We start from the raw sequence: 18,114 nt of genomic DNA on the forward strand, positions 1-18,114 counted from the left end.
TGCCGTCGTGTCTACCGCAGCAGGTCAGGTGCTGAGCGAGCGCTACCGCCTCATCCGACCCGTGGGGCAGGGCGCGCAAGCCTCGGTGTGGGTCGCTGAGCACCTGGCGCTCGGCACCCAGGTCGCCGTCAAGCTCATCGATCCCGAGCTCGCGAAGCAGGAGGACGCGCGCGAGCGGTTCCGCCGCGAGGCGACGGCTGCAGCCCAGCTGCGCAGCACGCACGTCGTGCAGATCCTCGATCACGGCATCGAGGGGGAGCAGCCGTTCATCGTGATGGAGCTGCTCGAGGGCGAGGACCTCTTCGATCGGCTCGCGAGCCGGCGCCGCCTCTCGCTCCAGGAGACATCGAAGATCGTGACGCAGGTCGCGCGCGCGCTCACCCGCGCGCACGGGGCCGGCATCGTGCACCGCGACCTCAAGCCGGAGAATTTCTACCTCTGCGCGAACGAGGACGACGAGGTCGTCAAGATCCTCGACTTCGGCATCGCCAAGGTGGGGCACGGGAAGCGGGCCGCCCAGCGCACCACGGTCGGCACGCTCATGGGCACGCCGCACTACATGAGCCCGGAGCAGGTGAAGGGGCTCCGGGAGGTCGACCACCGCGCCGACCTCTGGGCGCTCGGCGTGATCGTCTACCAGTGCGTGACGGGCGAGCTCCCGTTCGACAGCGAGGGGGTCGGCGACCTGCTGATCAAGATCTCGCTCGGCGAGATCCCGGTCCCCTCGAGGGTGAACCCGGAGCTGCCGCCGAGCTTCGACGCGTGGTTCGCGCGCGCGTGCGACCGCGAGCCGGGACGGCGCTTCAGCAGCGCGCGCGATCTCGCGGAGTCGCTCGCCCGCATCGCCGAGCTGTCGGCCGAGACGGCGAGCAGCCCGAGCTCGCCGCGGCCGCCGCCGATGCCGCCCCGCGCCTCGCCGACGCGCCCTCCGGCGGCCCCGCCGCGGCCGGCGACGGGCTCGACGATCCCCAAGGCGCCGCCGCTTCCCCGGATGGCCGACCCTGCAGGCGCCGCCTCGACGCGAGCGTTCGAGCGACGGCCGAGCGAGCACGCCACCGACACGGCGGCTGCTCCGCTGTCGGTCAGACCGAGCGCGCGGGTCCCCGCGCGACCCAGCGAGCGACCTCCGACGCCGCCGCGGCTCACCGAACGGCCTCCGCTCAGCGAGCGCTCGCCGCTGTCGGCTCGGCCCGGTGAGCGGCCGCCTCCGGCGCCGCCGCGGCTCACCGAGCGGCCTGCTCCGGCGCCGCCGCGGCTCACCGAGCGGCCGCCTCCGGCGCCGCCGCGGGCCACCGAGCGGCCGCAGGCGTCGCCTCTGGCTCAGGTGAGCGAGCAGCCGCCGGCCTCGTCCCACCGCAGCGAGCGGCCGCCGCGCAGCGAGCGCTCGCCGCTGTCGCCTCGGCGCGGCGATCGACCTCCGGCGCCGCCGCGCAGCGACAGCGCGTCGCAGAGGCCGCCGCTCTCCACAGGCACGCCACGCTCCACGGGCACGCCGCTCTCCGCGCCGCCGGGCAACACGTCGCCCGCGGTGGCGGACGGCGTCGAGGCCCCTTCAGGCTCGCCGCCGGCGCTGGCGCGCAGCGAGACGCCCCGGGAGGCAGCCGACAGCGCGCCCTCGCTCGTCGACGTCGACATCGAGGAGTTCGAAGAAGACCCGATCGACACCGACGTGGACGAACCCTGGATGGCGCCGGCCGTAGCCTCGGCGCTCGGTCCACGAGCCGACGCGACGCCCGCCTCCGGAGAGCCCGCCCCCCAGGCAACGGCCGAGCCCGCAGCCCACGCGTCGGCCGAGCCCGCAGCCCACGCGTCGGCCGAACCCGCAGCAGCCCACGCGCCGGCCGAGCCGGCGATGCCGGCGCACGAGAGCGGCGTGCCCCTCGCGCCGAGCGCGCCGGCCGAGCCTGCGATGCCGGCGCACGAGAGCGGCGTGCCCCTCGCGCCGAGCGCGCCGGCCGAGCCGCCGCTCGCCGCGCAGACGCCGCGCGCGCTCTCGCCGCAGGAGGCCCACCCAACGGCGCACGAGCGCGAGGCGCCGCCGAGCCACGAGCTGCCGGAGCAGCCCCGCGACGGCGCCGGGCGAGCCGCCGTCGGGGAAGCCGCGGCCGTGGCGTCCGCGCCCCCCGCATCGCTGCGCGCGCCGCGCTCGCTCGAGCAGCCGGTCGCGCCTGCCGCTGCCCCGCCGGATCGCGCCGTGCCCTCCGGCCAGACGCCGGAACACTGGATGAAGGCCTCCAGCGTGAGCGGGCTGGCGCATGAGGGGGAGCTTCCGGAGTTCGACCCTGGCTCACACCGGCGCCGGCGCGTTCGCTGGACAGCGATCGTGCTGGTCGCTGTCGCGGGCGTCGTCGCGTGGCAGGTCCTCCGCTCGCAGCGCCTGCCGCAGAGCACGCCGGCAGCCGAGAGCGAGACCCCGCCGCCCGCCGTCGCGACGGAGCCCGCGCCGCCGCAGGAGCCGGCGCCCCAGCCCAGCGCCACGGCGCCCGCCGCGTCGGCGGCCCCGACGGCGCAGCCTTCGGCCAGCGCCACCGCGACGGCGCCGCCGCGGAAGCGGCGCCCGCCGCCGCCGCCGAAGAAGCCGCGGAAAGAGCCGGCCAAGGTGGACGACCTGACGATCGAGATCCCGACGCCGCCCCCGGAGCCGTCCGACGAAGAGCGGACGTCACCAGCGGAGTCGCCGCCTCCGGCCGCGTCGCCTCCCCAGGAAGAACCGGCCCCGCAGGCAGAGTGAAGAGCCCGGCGGGCTCTTCGTCGCCACGGCGCCCGCCTATCCGTGGCTGTTCAGCGATCACGACCGGGCGCTCCAGCATTTCCGCCGATACACCGTGAGGAGCTTCCGCGACGCGCTGCCTTCCGGCTTCCACGTGGAGGCGTGCGGGCCGAGCGTCTCGACAAGACCTCCCGCGCAACCAGGGACGAGCCTGGGCGACGCGTTGCTACGCGGCACCAGCCGCACGGTTCTGGCGGCCACGCCTCGATAGCTTCGTGATACGGGTGCGCGCCATGACTGGGCAAGACGCCGCGACGCCCGCTGATCCCGCCGCCTCCCGCCGCAAAGCCGTGCGCTGGACTGCCCGCCTCGCGCCGTTCGCCATCCTGATCGCGATGTTCGGCCTGCTGCAGTGGGGCCACCGCGACGACTCGCCCACCGAGGACGAGTGGGCGCACACGATACGCGGGATCGCCTGGTGGCAGACCTCGGACATGCGGCTCAACTACGCCCACCCGCCGCTCGGGAACGCGATCACCGCCATCCCCCTCGCGCTCATGAAGGGCAACGCGGACGTCACGTCGTTCCGGCACTGGAAGGACGCGAACACCGGGCGCGTCGCCCTCGACTACATCAAGCAGGACTACGCGCGGGCGCGCGAGCAGCTCTTCCGGGCCCGGCTCATGATCATGCTGATGGCCGTGGCCCTCGCCGCCTACGTGTGGCTCTGGAGCCGCTGGTTCTGGGGCGAGCGGGCCGCGCTGGCCGCGCTGGTCCTCGTCGCGTTCAACCCGACGATCATCGCCCAGGGCCGGTACGTCACCACCGATCTCCCGGCGGGGCTGGCGACGATGCTCGCCGTGGGCGAGTTCGCCCGGTATGCGAGCGGGCGAGCCGGCAGGTGGTCGCTCGTGACCATGACGCTCGCCATCGGGGCGGCCGCCGTCACCAAGTACAGCGGCCTGCTCCTCGTGCCGATCCTGGGCGCGATCGGGGTCCTCCTGGCCGCGACCGGCCGCGGCCGGTTCGAGGGGAAGCCCGCCGCCCGCCGCTTCAGAGAGCTCGGCCTCCACGCCCTCGTGGCGGGCGTGGGATTGCTCCTTGTCATCAACGCCATTTACAAGTTCGACGATACGGGCATGTCGGTGCGGGACATCCTCGCTGCCATCGAGCCGCAATATCAGGTCTCGCAGCGGTACAAGCAGCAACTGATGGAGAGGCACTCGCTCGTGCGGTTCCTGCCTGCGGACCTGCGGATTCCGCTCCCGTACACGTATCTCTTCGGCATGGCGTCCGTGACCGCGCTCAACGCCGGCGGGTTCACGTCGTACTTCCTCGGCGAGGTCGTCCGGATGGGTAGCTGGGCCTATTTCCCGGTGATGCTCCTCATCAAGAACCCGCCCGCCACGTTGCTCCTGCTGCTCGCCGGGGCGGCGCTCGCGCTGCGGCACGCCCGTTCCCTCTCGCTCCGCTCCGTCTCCGTCGAGGTGATCGCCACCGGGGCGACGGCACTGCTGCTCCTCGCCTCGTTCATGCGGGCCAACCTCAGCATGGGCGTCCGGCACGCCATGCCGATCATGCCGCTCCTCGCCGTGCTCGCGGCGCGCGCCTTCGACAGGCTCTGGGCGCTCACCTCCTCGCGCCGTCCTGCCCAGCTCGCGCTCGCGGGCCTCGTGGGGAGCACTGCGCTGAGCGCGCTCCTCGCCGCACCGCACTTCCTCGGTTACTTCAACCTGTTCGTCGGCGGCGCGCTCGGTGGCTACAAGATCAGCATCTACGGCGAGGACTGGGGGCAGGATCGCGCCGCGCTGGCGAAGTACGCCAAGGAGCACGACATCCAGCCGCTCTATTACAACTACCAGAGCGACACGCGCCGCCTCGAGTGGGAGTACTTCCGCGTTCCGTACAAGCGCTTCGGCTGCGAGACGGTGCCCAAACCCGGCACATGGGTCGCGCTGCACGCCCTAACGCTCAAGACCGCGCCAAAGAAATGCTACACGGTGATCCGCGGACGCGAGCCGGACGTGGAGATCAACCACCACATCTATCTCTACCGGATCCCGCCCGCCCCAGCGAACCCCTGAAACCACGAACGGAGCGACTCGCGGCGTCAGGGGAATGCCATCGTGACCGATTGAAGATGTGGTGCTTCGAGCCGATTTTCCCGCCATCCGAAGGGTTGCAGAACGTCGGCGTGCTCTCGGCTCTCCTGGACCCCCACGCATCCTCAGGTCGCCCGCTCTGCTGTGCGCTGACGCCATTGCGGACCATCATTCCCGACGCGCAGATCCGCCATGCAGCCTACCCCTACCGTGGGCCCGGTCTCCGGGTGGAAGTGGTCCGACGCGCCCAGAGCGGCGCCGAGGCGTCTGGCGCTAGTTGAGCAATTTCTTCGAGAGGTGCTTGACCGCCTCCTGCGCCGCGTTTCGCAGCGCGACCTCAACCGCCTTGGAGGACGTGTCGCCGCGCACGAGGATGGCGCAGTTGTCCCCTTCGGCCTCGAATGATGCGAGGGGGAGCTCCGTCGCCGCCTCTGCAGCGCGGATCGGCACCTGCACAGCAAGCGAGCCGACCTCGAGCTCCACGAACCCCACCAGCTCCGACTTGGATAGGTTCTGCATGCTTCGAACGTGAGTCGTCCGCAGGGGCTTAGCAAGGTCAGGTTTTTCCTGCTTGTCGGTGGGATTGAGCTCCACCTGAAGGGGCGGAGCACGCACTCGTCAAGCACCTCCGCTGGGCGCCGTCGGCAGCGATGTGGACAGCGGACGCGCGACGCGCGGCGTGCGACGCGGTGCGCGCCGGCCCCGGCGCCGCGCCGCCATGCTCGTCTCGCCCGTCGCGCGCCTCGCGCGCTTCCGCACGGATGACCGCGCTCGCGTCAGTTCTTCAGGGATGTCAGCTGGTCGGCCATGATGCTGCGGTGGTTGCGGTAGACTTGGAGCACGATGGCCAGCGCGATCGCCGCCTCGCTCGCCGCGAGGACGATGATGAAGACCGTGAACACCTGGCCAGACACACCGCCCGCGACGAAGTGCTCGAACGCGACGAAGTTGAGCGCGGCGGCGTTGAGGATGAGCTCGACCCCGAGGAGGATGCCCACCGCGTTCTTCCGCGTCATGACGGTGAACAGCCCGAGGCCGAAGAGCGCCGCGGCGACGCTGAGGTAATGGATGAGCCCGATCTCCTCCATCGCCTACTCCCTCTCCCAGCCGCGCCGGACGGCCCGGCGCGCGAGCACGACCGCGCCGATCATGGCGCCGAGCAGGATGATCGAGCCGAGCTCGAAGGGGAGCAGGTACTCGCCGAGGAACGCATGCCCGAGCTTGGCGGTGGACGGCATCGCCGGCTTGGCCTCGGCGGGCCAGGGGGTCTGGGTCGCCACCCGGCCGAGCACCAGGAGCACCGCCGTGACCAGGACGAACGCCACGGCGGGCCGGCCGCGCGGGTTCGAGACCTTCATCTCCGCGATGCGGCTCGTGAGCATCACGGCGAAGAGGATCAGGACGAGCGTGCCGCCGACATAGACGAGCACCTGCGTCGCCGCGAGGAAATCGGCCGACAGCGTGACGTAGAGCCCCGCAATGCCGAGGAACGTGCCGAGCAGGGCCAGCGCGGAGTGGATGATGTTCCTGGAGAACGCCACGAACCCGGCGGAGCCGAGCGTCAGCGCCGCAAGCCCGAGGAAGACGAGTGCACTCAGGGAGGGCATGTGGTGAGGGCAGCGACGTTAGACCGCCGCCCACCGCCCTTCAAGGGCGACGCCCCTCGATGCGCGACGCCCTCGCTCAGGCGCCCGCTCCAGCCTCCCCGCCCGCGGCTTCCGCGCCCGCGGCCTCCGGGTCCTCGGCGCCCTTCTTCCGGGCGCGCTCCCGGCGCCAGATGGCGCGCAGCTCCTCCAGCGCGGCGGGGTTGTCGCGCATGGCGCGCTCGCGGGCCTCGCGGGCGTGAGGCCCGTACTCGCCGACAGGCACCTCGCCGAGGTCCTTCGGCGCCTTGTACAGCGGGACCAGCCCCTCGGGGATGAAGCGGAAGGTGAGGTGGTCGAGCGTCGGCGCCGCCCCCTCGAACTCGCGGGTATGGCGGATCGCGCCGGTCGACTCGTTCTTGCACGCCTCGACGCAGAGGCCGCAGTACATGCACTTGCCCATGTCGATGTCGAAGCGGCTCATCGCCTGCTTCTTCGTCGCCGGGTCCTTCTCCAGGTCGATCGCGATGCACTCGATGGGGCACGCGCGCTCGCAGCGCTTGCAGCCGGTGCAGATGTCCATCTGCACCTCGAGGAAGCCGCGGTAGCGCGGCGGGAGCATCTCGCTCACGGGCCGATCCGTCTTGTCGGGATACTGGACGGTGATGGGCTCCCGGAACAGATGGGAGAACGTGACCGCCATCCCTTCCAGGATGGTATTGGCCGCGCTGGAGATGCTCTTGATGTACTGGGCGAGATCCATGGCCGGTGCCTCTCCGGGACCTGACGCGCTCGGACACACCGCCCGAAGGAGCGGGGCGCCACGCCAAGCAGGCTAGCAGATCCCCGGCTCGCGGCGTCCGGTCCGCGCGACGCCGTCCGCTCCGGACCTCCGCCGACGGCGCCGCACTGCGTCCACGGTCGCGTCCGATCGTCGTCGCGCCGGGCAGGAACCCGCGGAGAGCGTGGAGCGCGCGGAGGACCTGTCCTCTCCTGTTGACGCGCCCCCCGGGTGGCGATCATGGTCGTGTGATGACGCAGCTCCCCTTATCGGGAACGTTCACCGCCCTCGTCACGCCCTTCACGCCCGATGGCGAAGCCGTCGACTTCGAAGCGCTGGATGCGCTCGTCGAGGCGCAGATCGCGGGCGGCGTCAGCGGGCTCGTGCCGTGCGGGACCACGGGCGAGTCGCCGACCCTGAGCGAAGCGGAGACGACCGCGGTCATCGCGCGCGTCGTCGAGGCGGCGCGCGGCCGCGTGCCGGTGATCGCGGGGACGGGCTCGTTCTCGACGAAGAAGACGATCGAGGCCTCGCGCGCCGCGCTCACCGCGGGCGCGGGGGCCGTGATGATCGTGATGCCGTACTACAACAAGCCCTCGCAGGACGGGCTCCGCGAGCACGTGCTGGCCGTGGCCAGGGCCGTCTCGGGGCCGATCGTTCTCTACAACATCCCGGGGCGAACGGGGGTCGATCTCTCCGCCGAGGCGACCGAGCGCATCTGCGCCGCCGCGCCGAACGTCGTCGCGATCAAGGACGCCACGGGCAACGTGCTCCGCTGCCAGGAGCTCGTGCGGCGCCTCGGCGACCGGCTCACGGTCCTGTGCGGCGACGACGCGCTGACGCTCGCGATGATGGCGCTCGGCGCGCAGGGCGTCATCAGCGTCACGTCGAACGTGCTGCCGCGCGAGACGAGCGCGGTGCCCCGGCGGTTCCTGGCCGGCGACCCCGCGGGCGCGCGGGCGGCCCACCTCGCGCTGCTGGAGCTGCACGGGCTCATGTTCCTCGAGCCGAACCCCTCCCCGGCCAAGGCCGCGCTGGCCGCCCTGGGCCGCATGAGCCCCGCCGTCCGGATGCCCCTCTCGCCGGCCGGCGAGGCGACACGGCAGCAGATCGTCGACGCGATGAAGCGGATCGAGGCGAGGCGCGAGGCGACGTGAAATCGAACGGCGATCATCGAGGCGTAACGATGGGCGCGCTGATGGAGGCTGCCCGGGAAGAAGAGGCCCGCTTGCTGAAGATCGCTGTCCACGGCGCGAGCGGCAAGATGGGGCAGGCGATCGTCCGGCTCGCCGCGGACGAGCGCGCGCAGATCGTGGGCGCGATCGTGTCGCGCGGCTCCTCCGGCGTCGGCCGCGACGTCGGCGAGCTCGCGGGGACGGGCAACCTCGGCGTCGCGATGAGCGACGACACCAGCGCCGGGCTGCTCGGCGCGGACGTGGTCATCGACTTCTCGCGGCCCGAGGCGCTCCCCCGGCTCCTGCACCTCGCGATGCGGGCCAAGGTCGCCGTGGTCAGCGGCACGACGCGGCTCGACAGCACGTGCGAGCGGCTCCTCGACGAGACGGCGCAGCACGTCCCGGTCCTCTGGTCGCCGAACACGAGCATCGGCATCCACGTGCTCGCGGAGATCGCGGCGAGCGCGGCGCGCCGGCTCGGGCCCGGCTACGACATCGAGATCGTCGAGGTGCACCATCGCGCCAAGGTGGACGCCCCGAGCGGCACGGCGGTGCGGCTCGCCGACGCGCTGCGCGCGGCCCGCGGCGGGGCCGGCGAGGCGGCCACGGCGCTCGCCGACGTGCACGGCCGCGAGGGCAACGTCGGCCCCCGGAAGGCGAACGAGCTCGGGATCTTCGCCGTGCGCGGCGGAGACGTCATCGGCGACCACACGGTCCACCTGCTCGGCCCCGGCGAGCGCATCGAGCTCACGCACCGCGCCACGAGCCGCGACCTCTTCGCGCGCGGCGCGCTGCGCGCGGCGTGGCACCTGCGCGGCAAGCCGCCCGGCCGGTACACGATGGCCGACGTGATCGAAGGCTGACGGCGGCGCCGCCGGGGCGCTGCCGGGCCGACGACCGGCGATCGGTGCTCCGGCGCGCCGCGCGGACAGCCACAAGGTGGTCAGCGGCGTATCGCCGCACTAGGCTGCCGCGCTCGTATGGAGACGCTCGCTGCGCGGATCGCACGTGCCGGTCCTTTGCCGGACAGGGACGCGGTGGGCTGGGTCGTCCGCCTGGCGAAGCGCGTCGAGAGCCTGCACGCGCGGGGGACCGTGCACGGCCGCCTGTCGGCCGCGTGCGTGATCATGGAGGACGAGCGGTGCGCGTCGCGGGGATGGCTCTCCGATCCGCTCGAGACGCCGGCCTTCGTGAGCTACCGCTCGCCGGAGCGCGCCGCGGGAGAGGGGCCGTCGCGACGGGACGACACGTGGGCGCTCGCGGTCACCCTGTACGAGGCGCTCTCGGGGACGCTCCCCTTCCCTGCCGAGAGCGACCTGGAGCTCCGCCGCAAGCAGAGGGAGGGCGCCGCGCCGCGGGTGACGCCGCCGGGCGCGGCGGGCGACGCGCTGTGGCGCGTCCTCGATCAGGCGCTCGCGCGCGACGCGGAGCAGCGGATCGTCGAGGTGGCAGCGCTCCGTCACGCGCTGGAGGCGGCGCGGCCGAGCGACGGCCTGGGGGAGCTGCCGCCGCTCGATGAGCACGCGGTCGTGGAGCCGGCGAGGACCGTGCCGGCGCCGCGCCCGTCGAGCAGCGGCATGCGGGGCGCGTCGAGCTCGCAGCCGCCGCGTGGGAGCTCGCCGCCGCGCGAAAGCTCGCCGCCGCGCGGGAGCTCCAGCTCGCTGCCGCCGCGCGGGAGCTCGCCGCCGCGCGGGAGCTCCAGCTCGCAGCCGCCGCATCGCAGGAGCTCGCTGCCGCCTACAAGCGCGAACTCGACGGGGCGCCGGACGCCGGTGCCGCTCCACGGACTCGCGACGCTGGGTCTCCGGTCGACGGTCGGCACGCCGATCACCCCGGTTCCCGAGGCGCCAGATCGCGCCTCGAAGGCGCCAGCGGCCTCGCCTGCCGCGTCGCCGGGGCACGCCGGCGCTCCAGGGACGGACGCCTCCAGCCGCCCGCCCAAGGCGGCTGTTCCGGCCGCACCGCCGGCCCTTCCGATGCCGCCGGCCCTTCCGATGCCGCCGGCCCTTCCGATGCCGCCGGAGCAGCCACCCTTCCCGCCCGCGCACGCGGAGCAGCCGCCCCTACCGGCCGCAGCGACGGAGCAGTCGCCCCTTGTACAAGCGCTGACGGAGCAGTCGCCCCTCCCGCCCGCGCACGCGAAACGACCGCCTCTCTCGCCCGCGCCGTTCGCCGACGCAGACGAACCGGAGAACCTGCAGCCTGTCCGCGATCGGCCCGCGCTCGTGGACGACGAGTTGCCGCCGGATCCGTCCGCGCGGACGACCGACGGCGCCGGCGCGCACGTCGGCGTGCCCGATGCGCCGCGCGCCCCGGCGCCCCATCCAGGCGCACGCCGCAAGACGCCCTCCGCGGCGCGGCGGGTGGCCGCGCTGGCCCTGTGCGCCGTGCTCTTCGCGGGCGCCGTCGCGGCGGCCTGGTCCTGGCTGCGCCACCGCGATGCCGCGCCGCCACAGCCGTCCCTTCCGGCCGTGGCTGCCGGATCGGACGCCGCTCCTGCCGCCTGCGCCGCCCCCGCCGCGCCGAGCGCCCCCGCCGCCGAGGGCGCGGGCGACGCGTCCCCGGGCGACGCGGCCGCGCCGGAGCCGGTGGACGCCGGCGCGGCGAGCGCGGCGCCGGACGCTGCAGACACGGCGGACTTCGCCGTCTGCGCGTCGACGCTCTTTCCGGGCAAGAGCGTCGACGCCGCGATCGCGGGCCAGCTGTCGTTCCTCTGCACCGAGGTCGACCCGATGAAGGGCGTCGCGGCGCTCAAGGGCCACCTCGCCAGGGCCGCCGGGGCCAAGGGAGCGTCGAACGCGACGAAGGAATGGGCCGTGCTCGGCTGGCACGACATGGCGACCCTCGCCGCCCTGCGAGCCCGCTGCTGTCACGCCCCGCCCCCCCTCGCGCTGCCGCGCGCGCCGGAGGGCTGCCTCCCGCTCGACAAGGCGCTGAACGACCTCGGCGCGGCCGTCGCGTCCGCGTCTGCGCCGGACGATCGGGCGGTCGCGAAGGCGACCCGGCGGTACACGCGGGCAGCCGAGTGCGTCGCGCGCGTCGGCGCGGCGACCTGGTACGGCCGCAAGAACAAGCCGAACGGAGGAGAGGTGACCGCCTTCAAGAAGGTGCTCGCGCGCGCTCTCCGGCGCGCGGCTCAGGACCGCTGAGCCGCGCAAGTCAGGTTGAGCCGCGCTCGGCCTGGTGGGGGCAGGCGGGCCGCGCGGCCAGGCGACTCGGCCCGCGCGCGGCCAGACCAGACCGGACCGGACCAGCCGGGCGCGCGCAGCGCAGCCCGATCGCTCGACCGCCTCGCCGGACGGGCGGTTCTGGGCTAGCGTCCGCGGTCCCATGTCCAACGAAGCGAGCGATCTCCTGCTCGAAATCGGCGTCGAGGAGCTCCCCTCGTCGTTTGTCGAGGCCGCGCTCCGCGCGCTCCCGGATCTCGCGACGAAGCGCCTCGCAGAGCTCCGGCTCCGCCACGGCGCGATGCGCGCGCTCGGCACCCCGCGGCGGCTCGCGCTGCTCGTCTCCGGGATCGCGGCGCGCCAGCCCGACCTCGAGGAGGAGGTCACCGGCCCGCCGGTCAAGGCGGCCTTCAAGGACGGCGCCCCCACGAAGGCGGCCGAGGCGTTCGCGCAGAAGCTCGGCTGCGCCGTCGCCGATCTGCGCCGCGTCCAGGGGCCGAAGGGCGAGTACCTCGCGGGCACGCGGCGCGAGGCTGGCAGGCCCGCGGCCGACCTCCTCCCGGAGGTCCTGACGTCGCTCATCGCGGCGATTCCCTTCCGCAAGTCGATGCGCTGGGGGAAGGGTGAGTTCGCGTTCGGCCGCCCCATCCAGTGGCTTGTCGCGCTCTCCGGCGCCGAGCTCATCCCCGTCGAGATCGCCGGCGTCCGCAGCGGGCGCACGAGCCGCGGCCACCGCTTCCTCGCGCCGGGCGAGATCGCGCTCGGCGCGGCCAGCGACTACGTCGAGGCGATGCGCGCGGCGCACGTGCTCGTCGACCCGGGCGAGCGCGCGCGCCTGATGCGCGAGCGCCTGCTCGCCGCGGCGCGGGACGCCGGCGGGGTGCTGATCGAGGACGACTTCCTCATCGGCGAGAACCTGTCCCTCGTCGAGGAGCCCCACGTCATCGTCGGCAGCTTCGAGGAGCGGTTCCTCGAGCTGCCGGAGCGGGTGATCCTCGAGGTCGCGCGCGGGCACCAGCGCTACTTCGGCGTCCGCGACGCGAAGACGGGCGCGCTGCTCCCGAGGTACCTGGCGGTCGTCAACACCGCGGAGGCGCCCGAGAAGATCAAGAGCGGCAACGACAAGACGATGCGCGCGCGCCTCTCGGACGCGCAGTTCTTCTACCGGGAGGACGTCAAGCTCCCGCTCGAGAGCCGCCGCGAGAAGCTCGGCGGGATCGTGTTCCAGAAGCGGCTCGGCAGCGTGCTCGCGAAGGCCGAGCGCGTCGAGCGGCTCGCCCGCGAGCTCGGCCTGCTGCTGATGCTGCCCGAGCCGACGCTCATGGCGGCCGCCTCGGGCGCGCACCTCGCGAAGTGCGATCTCGTCGCGCTGATGGTGGGCGAGTTCCCCGAGCTGCAGGGCGAGATGGGCCGCGCCTACGCGCTGGCCCAGGGGGTCAGCCCCGACGTCGCCGACGTCATCCGCGATCACTACCTGCCGAAGGGCGCCGCGGACGCGACCGCGCCGACGCACGCCGGCGCGCTGGTGGCGATCGCCGATCGGCTCGACACGCTCGTCGGCTGCTTCGCGGTCGGGCTCATCCCCACGAGCACGGCCGACCCGTACGGGCTGCGCCGCGCCTGCCTCGGCGTGCTGCGCACGCTCCTGGATCGCGACCTCGATCTGCGCCTCGGCGCCGCGTTCAGCGCCGCGTACGACGGCTACGCCGGCGTGAAGCTCGACGTCGCGCGCGAGGAGCTCGCGGCGCGCCTCGGCGAGTTCTTCGCCGAGCGGCTGCGGGGCCTGCTCTCCGATCGGCTCCCGCAGGACGCGGTCCTCGCGTGTCTCCGCGTCGCCGCGGATCGCCCGCTCGATCTCCGGGCGCGCGTGCGCGCGATCGACGCGCTCAGCCCCGAGACCCGCGCCCGGGTCGGCGAGGTGTTCAAGCGGGCGACCAACATCGCCGACAAGGCGCCGCCCGGCGAGCCGGTCGCGCCGTTCGGCCAGGACGTGCACTCGAGCGAGACGGCGCTCTTCGCGGGCTACCTCAAGCTGCGCGAGCAGATCGCGTCGGACGTGCAGAGCGGCGCGTACGACGCTGCGTTCAAGGCGGTGGCGGACTTCGCGCCGCTGCTGCACCAGTACTTCATCGACGTGTTCGTGATGACCGACGACGCGGCCGTGCGGGACAACCGCCTGCGGCTGATGCGCGCCCTGTCGGAGACGTGCGCGAGCCTGGCGAGGCTCGAGCTGCTCGGCGAGGCGCCGCGCGCGGCGTCCTAGCGGACGAGCGGGGCCGATGCGGCGGGGCGGCACCGCTTTGCCCGGCGGGGGGCAGGGTGAATTGCGCCGCGTGCCCGGCGGGGGTGCGACAGCCCGGGACCACGAGCTGCCCCGCGCGCCCGGCGCGAGCGCGACCGCCGGGGGGCCGCGAGAGCGACGCGCCGCGAAGGGCGGTGGTCAGCGTCGGTGCCTGTCACAATCGAGCCACAGGATTCTCTCGACCGAAGTCTCTCGGATATCGAAATACGCGCTTGCCGCAAAGCGTCCCCAGGAGACCGGCGCCGATGAGCAGAGCCCAGGCCGTGGCGAGCTCAGACCGTGAAGCCGCCATCGACGGAGATCGTCGCGCCGGTGATGAAACGCCCGCTCTCCCCGGCAAGGTGAGCGACCGTGGCGGCGATATCGTCGCTGGTGCCGTAGTGGCCGACGGCGAGCAGGCTCCGCTGCTTGTCGGCGCCCGCGCCGTCAGCCGGGTTCATGTCCGTGTCGATCGGGCCCGGCTGGACGAGGTTGGCTGTGATGCCGCGCGGCCCGAGATCGCGGGCCAGGCCCTTTGTGAGGCCCACCAGCGCCGCCTTGCTCATCGAATACAGGGTGGTGCCCGGCCCCGGCGCCCGATCCGCGAGGCAGCTGCCGATGCTGATGATGCGCCCGCCCGCCCCCATGTACCGCGCCGCGGCCTGGGCGGCGAGGAAGGCGGCCCGCACGTGAATCGACAGCGTCCGGTCCACGTCCTCGAGCGTCACGGCCTCCAGCGGCCCCATGAGGGCGATACCGGCGTTGTTGACCAGGACGTCCAGCCGGCCAAGCTCGGCCATCGTCCGCTCGACGGCGCGGACGACCTGCGCCGGATCCACGCTGTCCGCCGCGATCGCCAGCCCCCGCCGGCCAGCCGCCTCGACCTCGGCGACCACCCCGCGCCCCCTCTCGGGAGCGCTCACGTACGTCAGCGCCACATCCGCCCCGTCCCGCGCCAGCCGCTTGACGATCGCCGCGCCAATCCCGCGGCTGCCTCCGGTCACAAGCGCCACCTTGCCAGCAAGCTCCAGCATGTCTACCTCATTTCTGTGTCGATCAGCACAGAACGTATACGTCGCAGGGCGGACGGACGTCAACCGATTTATTTACCGATCGGCACAGAAAGGTCCGCGTGATGGCCAGACGGGGGCGCCCGCGCGGTTTCGATCGGGCCGCCGCCTTGCGGCGGGCGATGGAGGTGTTCTGGGAGCGCGGCTACGAGGGCACGTCGCTCAGCGATCTCACGGCCGCGATGGGCATCAACTCGCCGAGCCTTTACGCTGCGTTCGGCTGCAAGGAGGCGCTGTTTCGCGAGGCGGTGGCGCTCTACGACGAGGTCGAGGGCGCGGCGGCGAGCCGCGCGCTCCGCGAGGAGCCGACGGCGCGCAGGGCGGTCGAGGCGATGCTGCGCAGCAACGTGGAGGCGTACGCGCACCCGGAGAAGCCGAGCGGCTGCATGATCGTGCTCGCCGCGACGCTCGGCACGCCGGAGAGCGAGGGCGTGCGCGGCCACCTCGCCGCGTGCCGGCGGGGCGCGCTCGACGCGCTCCGCAAGCGGCTGGATCGCGGCGTCTGCGAGGGCGATCTGCCGCCGGGCACCGACACGGCGGCGCTCGCCGCCTTCTACACCACGGTGCTCCAGGGCCTCTCCATCCAGGCCCGCGACGGCGCCTCGCGCGAGGCCCTGGAGACGATCGTCGACTGCGCCATGGCCGCCTGGGACACGCTGGCGCGGCCGCGCGCCGCGGTCTGACCCGGGGACGGCACGCCGCCGGCCGACGTCCAGGTCTCCCGCCCTCGGTGGCGTTACAGGATCTGGACCCCGGCGGGTCGCTTCGTGCCCTTCTCGCGCTTCGGCTTCTTCTCCAGCCCGAGCTGCCGCCCGATCGCCTTGCGCGCCTCTCGCGCGAGCTTCCGGACCTGCTTCGCCTCTTCCTGGGTGATCACGCCGTCCTTGGCAGCCCTGTCCACGGCCGCGCGCACCTTGGCCTGGACGTCGTCGAGCGCCTTCCGGACCTCGGCGCGGCGCGCGGCCGGGACGCCGCGCTTCTCCATCTTCGCCTCGGCCTTCGCGCGCTGCTTCGCGATCTTCTCGTCGACCCGCTTGCTGAACCTGGCAGCGTCCTGCGGGAACCGGGGCGCGCCCTTGCCCCGGCCGTGACGCGGCGCCTTCGCGGCCGCCGCGGTGGTCTCCTCGGCAGCGGCGGCGGCCGGGGCGGCGACCGCCGTGAGGGCGGCGAGCGCGGCGAGCGTTGATGCGATGCGAGCGAGCTTGTTCATCATCCTGCCTCTCGAGATGACACCGTGCGGTGCGAGATCGGGTCGCGTCCACGAGCCGAGGCCCCCAGGGGCCGCGCGCTCGGCCCGTGTGACGTGGCCCGAGCGACGGTATTCCCCCCGCGCGTGAATCGCCAGTCCGGTGCGGTTCTTGGCCACCTCCTCGGAACGGAGCGCTGCAAACGCTGCTCCCTGAGCATCGATGTATTGCGCATCGCGGCTTTACAATGCCGCGTGCCAGCCAAGCAGCAGACGCCGCCTCCCGTGGATTCCCAGGTGTGGCTGTCCTGACCGCCCACCCCCTTTCACCTCGATCCGCCGCGTTTCGCCGTGATCGCCTTATTTTGCCCTGATCGCGATCCGCCCATTTCACCCTGATCGCGGTCAGCCCCCCCCGCTCGCCCCGCTCGGGCGACCTGGCCCGCGGCGCGCCGCCGCCGTCAGGCTTGCCAGATCGCCAGCAGCCAGACCGCGACCCCGGCCGCGCACACCGCGAGCCCCGGCGCGGCCCGCGGCCACACCCACTGGCCCGTCACGGTGACCGCGCGCCGCACCACCCAGATGGCGCCCGCGACCCACGCCACGAAGGCCGCCACGAGCGCGACGACCCAGCCGACCCGCGGCGCGTCGTCGCGCGCGAGCGCCGCCATGTGCTCCCGCGCGATCGCGGCCGCAGGCTCGGTCCGGGTGCCCGGCGGGCGCGGCGCGGCCGCCGAGAGCCGGGCGATCGCCGCGTTGGCCTGCTCCAGCTCCTCCGCGTGCGGCGTCGTGAGCCACCGCGTCTCCAGGGCGGCCGTGCGCACCGCGCGCCAGGCGAAGAGCGCCGTGTCGGCCCGGCCGAGGCCCTCCGCCGCCGTCGCGAGCGCGATCAGCCGCTCGTAGGCCACGCGGACGTGCGGGGCGCCGGGGGCGTACCAGCCCGCCGCGCGCCGGGCGTGGAGCGCCGCCGCGTGCGGATCGCCGGCGCGCAGGGCGGCCGTGCTCTCGGCGATCTCCCCCTCGCCCGCGACCACCACGCGCAGCGACGCCGCGCCGAGGAGGAAACCGGCGACAGCGAAGCCGCGCGCGACGCCGAGCACGACCGAGAGCTTCACAGAAAGTCGCGCTTCTTGAAGACGAACGCCGCCACCGCCAGGAGGCCGAGCACCCAGCCGGCGCACGTGATCGCCGCCCAGCCGAGGTAGACGAGGAGGTTCGCGTCGACGACCTCGCCCGCGAGCAGCGGGCGGGGCGGCACGTAGATCTGCAGGTTGGGCACGACCCTGGAGAGGGCGCGCCCCGCAGCGCTGATCTGAGGGCCGAAGTACTTCACCGGCAGCCGGGCGAGCGAGTCGGCGTTGCGCCCCACGAGGAAGACGCCCAGCGTGAGCAAGGAGGACAGGAACGGCGTCGAGAACGACGAGAACAGCGTGGCCACGGCCGCGACGATGCCGATCTCGAGGAACGCGAGCGCGCTGCCGGCGAGGACGACCCGCCGCTCCGTGGGGACGCCGGCCGAGAGGAGCACGCCAAGGACGAGGAAGACCGCCGACCACGGGATGAACCCGTACGTGCGCGCCCGCGGAGAACGCCACGCCGCGAGGCCGAGCACCGCGAGCGAGGCGGCCCCGGCGCCCGCGACGAGCGCAAGCGGGCGGCCGGCCAGGACGGCGCTGATCAGCAGCACCAGCCCGGTGTCGGCCAGGATGAACACCGCGAGCGTGAGCAACGTGCCGAGGTACTTGCCGACGAGGTACTCGCCGCGACGGACCGGGCGCGCCAGGATCGGGAAGATCGTCTTCTGCTCGAGCTCGCGGTACAGCGACGTCGCGCCGATGATGACCGCGACCGCGATGCTGAACAGCGAGATCGACGCGACGCCGAGGTCGCTGACGACGCGCGCCCCGTTGCGGAGCGTGTAGGCGCCCACGATGATCGAGTAGAAAGCGACCGCGAAGGCGACGCCCGCAAGGCCGATGAGGATGCGCGCACGAAGCGATTCCCGGTAGGTGTTGAGGGCGATCGCGGAGATGCGGCCGAACATCGGGGCGACGTTAGC

15 protein-coding genes are annotated in these 18,114 nt (G+C 73.5%); 7 read left to right on the forward strand and 8 right to left on the reverse strand.

Annotated elements, in window-relative coordinates:
* Window positions 1–7 precede the first annotated feature (7 nt).
* Together WMF17_RS40560 and WMF17_RS40565 are read left to right on the forward strand one after the other, a co-directional pair.
* Window positions 8–2,731 carry a protein kinase domain-containing protein gene (locus WMF17_RS40560; RefSeq protein ID WP_437646397.1) on the forward strand — a complete coding sequence of 908 codons (2,724 nt, stop codon included), beginning with the start codon at window positions 8–10 and terminating at the stop codon, window positions 2,729–2,731.
* Between the two features lie 272 nt (window positions 2,732–3,003).
* Window positions 3,004–4,794, forward strand: a complete 1,791-nt coding sequence (locus WMF17_RS40565) for an ArnT family glycosyltransferase (protein WP_437646398.1) — start codon at window positions 3,004–3,006, stop codon at window positions 4,792–4,794.
* Window positions 4,795–5,085: 291 nt separating this feature from the next.
* On the opposite strand, the gene WMF17_RS40570 is transcribed toward WMF17_RS40565, so the two are convergent.
* The 4 genes from WMF17_RS40570 to WMF17_RS40585 form a co-directional block, all read right to left on the reverse strand.
* Entirely contained in the window at window positions 5,086–5,406 is a 321-nt protein-coding gene (locus WMF17_RS40570) for a hypothetical protein (RefSeq protein ID WP_437646399.1), read from the reverse strand.
* 182 nt (window positions 5,407–5,588) lie between these two features.
* Window positions 5,589–5,900 carry an NADH-quinone oxidoreductase subunit NuoK gene (nuoK, locus tag WMF17_RS40575; RefSeq protein ID WP_437482545.1) on the reverse strand — a complete coding sequence of 104 codons (312 nt, stop codon included), beginning with the start codon at window positions 5,898–5,900 and terminating at the stop codon, window positions 5,589–5,591.
* 3 nt (window positions 5,901–5,903) lie between these two features.
* A complete protein-coding gene (locus tag WMF17_RS40580) occupies window positions 5,904–6,419 on the reverse strand; it encodes an NADH-quinone oxidoreductase subunit J family protein (protein WP_437598839.1) in 516 nt (171 codons plus the stop codon).
* A 76-nt stretch (window positions 6,420–6,495) separates the two neighbouring features.
* On the reverse strand, window positions 6,496–7,158 hold the full coding sequence (locus tag WMF17_RS40585; protein ID WP_437598840.1) for a NuoI/complex I 23 kDa subunit family protein: 663 nt from the start codon (window positions 7,156–7,158) through the stop codon (window positions 6,496–6,498).
* A 269-nt stretch (window positions 7,159–7,427) separates the two neighbouring features.
* Between WMF17_RS40585 and dapA the strand changes: the two genes are divergently transcribed.
* The 4 genes from dapA (at window position 7,428) to glyS (ending at window position 13,781) form a co-directional block, all read left to right on the forward strand.
* Complete coding sequence (gene dapA / locus WMF17_RS40590; RefSeq protein WP_437598841.1) at window positions 7,428–8,333, forward strand: 4-hydroxy-tetrahydrodipicolinate synthase; 906 nt, start codon at window positions 7,428–7,430, stop codon at window positions 8,331–8,333.
* Window positions 8,334–8,404: 71 nt separating this feature from the next.
* The gene (gene dapB / locus WMF17_RS40595) at window positions 8,405–9,214 is read left to right on the forward strand and encodes a 4-hydroxy-tetrahydrodipicolinate reductase (protein WP_437598842.1); all 810 of its coding nucleotides are present in this window, start codon (window positions 8,405–8,407) and stop codon (window positions 9,212–9,214) included.
* 117 nt (window positions 9,215–9,331) lie between these two features.
* Window positions 9,332–11,500 (forward strand): hypothetical protein, encoded by a 2,169-nt coding sequence (locus tag WMF17_RS40600; RefSeq protein WP_437646400.1) that lies wholly within the window; start codon window positions 9,332–9,334, stop codon window positions 11,498–11,500.
* Window positions 11,501–11,681: 181 nt separating this feature from the next.
* Complete coding sequence (glyS, locus tag WMF17_RS40605; protein ID WP_437598846.1) at window positions 11,682–13,781, forward strand: glycine--tRNA ligase subunit beta; 2,100 nt, start codon at window positions 11,682–11,684, stop codon at window positions 13,779–13,781.
* Between the two features lie 311 nt (window positions 13,782–14,092).
* On the opposite strand, the gene WMF17_RS40610 is transcribed toward glyS, so the two are convergent.
* Complete coding sequence (locus WMF17_RS40610) at window positions 14,093–14,833, reverse strand: SDR family oxidoreductase (RefSeq protein WP_437598847.1); 741 nt, start codon at window positions 14,831–14,833, stop codon at window positions 14,093–14,095.
* Window positions 14,834–14,934: 101 nt separating this feature from the next.
* On the opposite strand from WMF17_RS40610, the gene WMF17_RS40615 reads away from it, so the two are divergent.
* The gene (locus WMF17_RS40615) at window positions 14,935–15,552 is read left to right on the forward strand and encodes a TetR/AcrR family transcriptional regulator (protein ID WP_437598849.1); all 618 of its coding nucleotides are present in this window, start codon (window positions 14,935–14,937) and stop codon (window positions 15,550–15,552) included.
* A gap of 53 nt (window positions 15,553–15,605) precedes the next feature.
* Here the strand turns inward: WMF17_RS40615 and WMF17_RS40620 are convergent, their stop codons facing one another.
* The 3 genes from WMF17_RS40620 to WMF17_RS40630 all read right to left on the reverse strand — a co-directional run bounded on the left by WMF17_RS40620 (window position 15,606) and on the right by WMF17_RS40630 (window position 18,099).
* Complete coding sequence (locus WMF17_RS40620; protein ID WP_437598850.1) at window positions 15,606–16,082, reverse strand: hypothetical protein; 477 nt, start codon at window positions 16,080–16,082, stop codon at window positions 15,606–15,608.
* A gap of 434 nt (window positions 16,083–16,516) precedes the next feature.
* Entirely contained in the window at window positions 16,517–17,170 is a 654-nt protein-coding gene (locus WMF17_RS40625; protein WP_437598851.1) for a hypothetical protein, read from the reverse strand.
* The gene (locus WMF17_RS40630) at window positions 17,167–18,099 is read right to left on the reverse strand and encodes an ABC transporter permease (protein ID WP_437646401.1); all 933 of its coding nucleotides are present in this window, start codon (window positions 18,097–18,099) and stop codon (window positions 17,167–17,169) included. The genes WMF17_RS40625 and WMF17_RS40630 overlap by 4 nt, the downstream gene beginning before the upstream one ends.
* Window positions 18,100–18,114 lie beyond the last annotated feature (15 nt).

This window comes from Sorangium sp. So ce362 (genome assembly GCF_051519845.1).
Taxonomy (GTDB): Bacteria; Myxococcota_A; Polyangia; order Polyangiales; family Polyangiaceae; genus Sorangium.